We start from the raw sequence: 3,872 nt of genomic DNA on the forward strand, positions 1-3,872 counted from the left end.
TCGGCTTTTCCGCTGACGCTCCAAAGCCGCCCGGTTACGATGGGCGTTATAACTAAAGGACCTAGATGCTAAGCCGATTTACCATAGTCATCACGCTGCTCTTTTCTGGTGGGTGCCAGTCAATTGGCGCGTTAGGTTCAGTCGTTGGGAGTTCCGTCGCCTGCAGCAAAGCTAAATCCGACATTGACTTTCCGGAGGAAGGTTCCAGTAGGCAGTTCTTCCTCGAGTTTTCGCTGCGCAATGACGGAGAAGCCGTTGATTTCAGTGATACCGTTCAGTGTGAGTATCAAGGTAGTTTTTGCGGCGGAGGGAAGTGGTTTCATACTTGGCATGAGAAAGATGCCGAAGGGTTTGTGTGGGAGCTGGAAGGCGGTGGCAAAGTCACCCATCATTACCATTCTTGGTGCGCTTTAACCGAGCGATATCTTCGTGAATGCGAAGATGGTGAGTGCCGTAAAGGGGATTTCTTCTCCTTCGTATTGCATGTCCCAGGCTTGCCTTTTCCAAGGCTCGTAAAGGTTGATGACTTGCCCGACTGGGGTTTTGAGCTTGAATACTACCGTTTTTCATATGAAGACCTATAGTTATAACCAGTCGCTCGAGTTCGCTCCGGCCCTGATCGGGCCTCCGCCGGACGGGCTTTCCGCTCCGCTACAAGCCCGCCGCTCAGCTCGGCGTTAGGCAGTAGGGTTTAACGCCAGTTATTGGGAGAATAATGTGATACCGATTTTTGAGCAGGGCTCGGGTAAAGGTATAGGGCACAGCGCGGATTCATTCCTAGAACGTTTTCACGGCATAGCGGTAGACCACATAGAGTCTGGTAGAGCAAAAGCTTTAGCCTTTGTGTTCTATGACTTTCAAGATCGCGAATTCAAGCAAGTTCTCAAAGATCACGGTGTTTTTGCTCAACTCGATAGACTGTCCGGAAATGAGCTAAGCGTATTTTATTTGCACTCTGGAAGCGATCGGCTCCTCAAGAAATTTAACCAGACGCTTATGGCTGCTCTCGGCGTGAGTGAACAGGCGAAAACGCCATGCGTCGTATTCTGCAGAACCTCACCTGATGGATTTACTGATATATCTGTTGCAAGGCTAGATAGCGCCGACCTTATTCATGGATTCCATGAGTTGTATGGAGTTATTGATGACTACATTTCAGGTAATAAGGTTCAAACCGAACCTAGGTACATTTCTTGGGTAAAGGGGTCGCTAAGGTTTGTATCCTTAGAGTCAATAAAAGCTTTGGTGAGGGAGTTGCTCAAAGGTGGAATCTTCTAAGTCCTTGAAAATGCCTAACAATCGGCTGCACGGCGACCGATTTTCCGCCGCTCTGCGGCTCCAAACCGGCGCGTGAGCCGGGCGTTAAGTGTTATGGAAATCTCTGAGTCGAAAATATTCTCGCTTTTTACGACGACCGGCGTTGTCTGCGCCTTCGGTCTGCTGATTGTATTTGGCCCAACTCCAGAGGATGAGGTTCAGGTTGTATCCGGGATACACCCTTGGGAGAACTTCATAATCGGTTATGGCCTGCTCGCCATGTTCCTGAACATTTTTGTGGCGGCATTTGATGCGTTTTCTCTCGGTTATAAGTGGTGGGGATGGCTTAGTATATTGGCTTGGCCCGTTTCATTCGTGTTCGTCTGGCTATCTGTTTTCGGCTATTTTCGTAAACGAGGCTCGCATGAAAACACTTAACAAGTCGCTCGAGTTCGCTCCGGCCCTGGCCGGGCCTGCGCCGGACGGGTTTTCCGCTCCGCTACAAACCCGCCGCTCAGCTCGGCGTTGAGGCTGTATGAAGCTAGAGTCGGACTTTGTCGAAAAACTTTCCGCAGTCGACCCGCGGAAGTTGATCGAGCAACTTCGGTCAGATGACCGGCCCCACTTCAATACTTATTGGAAACTCGCGAACGAGATTAAGCCGGGTGATTTATACTGTTACCTGTACGGTAGATTTGGCCCCCCAAATGGGATTCAGAATATTCTGCGTGGTGATCATTCTGAAAACCTAATTCATTGGGAATGGGCTCTAGAGGCTCAAGGTCGCATCGTCCTGGTGCAAGGGCACAATTTTCGGACTGAGATATGGGTTTCGGGCGAGGAGCTACCGCCCGCTGCCATTGATCAACTGGTCGAAGGCATCAAGGCAACCTTCCCCAAGTATGGCCAAGCCATGGGAAGGATTCGCAGGGCCTTGGAGCATTGGGTGGAGTTTATCAATCCGTACCATCGGATTCGAAGGTCCGTTGAATGCCTAATATCTGAGCTCGATGCACTCGATGTTGCAGCCCAAACTTCCCAGCTTGGTGGCGTTGGGGATTACGAAAGCACCAAAGAATGGTCAAAGGAGTGGCAGCGGCAAGCCGAAATTATCACGAAGGCGACAGGCTTGTGCTTCGGTGTGCGATCGATGTTGCCGGTAATGGCTGAAGCGTTCGTTAATCTTCTGATGTACTTGCTAATGAAGCCAGCCTTGAAGCGGGATGATAGGTTAAGGGAGAATCTTATCAGGCAACCTATTGACGTCCGCATCAAGAGCCTTTCACACAACTGCGTGGGGTTTCAGTCCGATGTCGATTACAGCCATGATTCCTGCAGGCGTTACCACTCGCTCGTAAATGAAAGAAACGACCTGCTTCACGGCAACGTCGTCATCGAGAAGCTTAAGTTCAACGAGCTTTACTTTAACGGCAGGGTGCCAGTTTTTGATTCTTATGCGTCAATGTGGGAGAGAGCATTCGGCGTTTCGAAGAAGTCGGTAGGATTGGATCTCTTTCATGATGAACGGCAAATCGTTGAAGATTTCATCGAGTATGTGATTTCCTGCCTCGAAGAGAAGAAGCAGGAGGAGGTCCGTGTTTTCTGCGCTTGCCGTGATTTAGGGATGTCTGTCGATGATGGGCATTTGGGAATTCTGTTTTCCGGACAATTAGTCGATACGGTTCCCGGGCCAAAAGTACCAAGATGAGGCGTTGGCTCAACAAGCTGCTGTTGTCGGACAATTTTTCCACCGCTGCGCGGTTCCAAAATTGCCGCAAAGCTTTGCGTTAGGCTCATCAACTATGAAGCCTCTACTCGCCGCACTAATCTTCTCCATTGGACTTTCTGGCTGTTCCTCCAGCTGGAAGGAAAGCACGGAGATTGAAGGCTTGTTCCGAGACGCTGAAGTCACGGGTACCTTTGTCCTACTTGACGCAGCTACCGGCAGTTTCTCGGGCTATAACCAGTCAAGAGCCAAAACACGCTTTGTGCCTGCCTCCACTTTCAAGATTCCCAACAGTCTTATCGGGCTTTCCGTCGGAGCCGTTGAAAGTGTGGACGAAGTGCTACCATACGGCGGCCAGCCACAGGTCATCAAGGCGTGGGAAAAGGACATGGGGCTGAGGGAGGCCATCACCGCTTCCAATGTCCCCGTGTATCAGGAGCTGGCCCGGCGCATCGGCACCGAGTCAATGCGCAAGAATCTCGCCAGTCTGGATTTCGGCAACAACGATATTGGCGCTAGTGTCGATAGGTTCTGGCTAGATGGCCCCCTTGAGATCAGTGCCATCGAACAAACCGAGTTTCTGCTGCGATTGGCGCGGAATCAGCTCCCAATCTCCGCAAAGCTTCAGTCTGCCGTCCGAGAAATCGTGCTCCTTGAGCAGGGGGAGGGCTGGAAGCTCTATGGCAAGACGGGCTGGGAAAACGCGCCGGAACCTGGCATCGGGTGGTGGGTTGGCTGGGTCGAGAAAGAGGATAGCTTGTTCACCTTTGCGATGAACATGGATATTCATCAACCATCTGATGCTGGTAAACGTGTCCAACTAGGCATGGCAAGCCTGAAGGCACTGGGCGTGCTGTGAGTACCTTCGAGCCTAACAAATCCATCAACT

The 3,872-nt window shown here is 51.1% G+C and carries 5 protein-coding genes; all 5 read left to right on the plus strand.

Annotation, left to right across the window (positions count from 1 at the left end; translation table 11 throughout):
* Positions 1 to 65: 65 nt before the first annotated feature.
* The 5 genes from RBH19_RS13600 (at position 66) to blaOXA (ending at position 3,842) form a co-directional block, all read left to right on the plus strand.
* On the plus strand, positions 66 to 584 hold the full coding sequence (locus tag RBH19_RS13600; protein ID WP_306729404.1) for a hypothetical protein: 519 nt from the start codon (positions 66 to 68) through the stop codon (positions 582 to 584).
* Positions 585 to 717: 133 nt separating this feature from the next.
* Positions 718 to 1,278: a hypothetical protein gene (locus RBH19_RS13605; RefSeq protein WP_306729405.1), complete on the plus strand. Its 561-nt coding sequence runs from the start codon at positions 718 to 720 to the stop codon at positions 1,276 to 1,278.
* 93 nt (positions 1,279 to 1,371) lie between these two features.
* Entirely contained in the window at positions 1,372 to 1,695 is a 324-nt protein-coding gene (locus tag RBH19_RS13610) for a hypothetical protein (protein ID WP_306729406.1), read from the plus strand.
* A 97-nt stretch (positions 1,696 to 1,792) separates the two neighbouring features.
* Positions 1,793 to 2,965, plus strand: a complete 1,173-nt coding sequence (locus tag RBH19_RS13615) for a hypothetical protein (protein WP_306729407.1) — start codon at positions 1,793 to 1,795, stop codon at positions 2,963 to 2,965.
* Positions 2,966 to 3,059: 94 nt separating this feature from the next.
* Complete coding sequence (blaOXA, locus tag RBH19_RS13620; protein WP_190975350.1) at positions 3,060 to 3,842, plus strand: class D beta-lactamase; 783 nt, start codon at positions 3,060 to 3,062, stop codon at positions 3,840 to 3,842.
* Positions 3,843 to 3,872 lie beyond the last annotated feature (30 nt).

The organism is Natronospira bacteriovora (assembly GCF_030848495.1).
Taxonomy (GTDB): domain Bacteria; phylum Pseudomonadota; class Gammaproteobacteria; order Natronospirales; family Natronospiraceae; genus Natronospira; species Natronospira bacteriovora.